Origin of the sequence: Streptomyces lushanensis (assembly GCF_001700515.1) — a bacterium.
Lineage (GTDB): Bacteria > Actinomycetota > Actinomycetes > Streptomycetales > Streptomycetaceae > Streptomyces > Streptomyces lushanensis.
The window spans coordinates 312-617 of the sequence record NZ_MAUD01000421.1 but is presented as its reverse complement, the minus strand read 5'-3'; the positions used below and the strand labels follow the sequence as shown (position 1 = coordinate 617).

1 pseudogene is annotated in these 306 nt (G+C 75.5%); it reads right to left on the bottom strand.

The window, feature by feature from the left end:
- Positions 1 to 306 (bottom strand): annotated as a pseudogene (locus tag BFF77_RS37230) (hypothetical protein); the annotation flags it as partial.

Genomic DNA, 306 nt, shown 5'->3' with positions numbered 1-306 from the left:
ATCAGCGCGAGATTGCCGGAGGCGAGCACGACCGGGTCCGAGCCCGGCTCCGCCGACTCCACGGTCCCTTCCCGCTCCGGCCGGTGGAGCGCGGAACGCACGGCGTGGCGTGCGGCGTCGCGTGCCTCGGCCCCGCTCCTCGTCCGCTGGGCCCGGCGCGGTACGGGCAGTCCGCAGCCCGCCCTGACCAGGTCCCTGATCGTGAGTCCGTAGACGCGCTCGAAGGTCGCTCCCGGGCTCTGGCCGTGGTCGGAGAGCAGCACGATCCGGTAGGCGCGCGGCGCGTGCTCGGCCGCCCTGGCGATC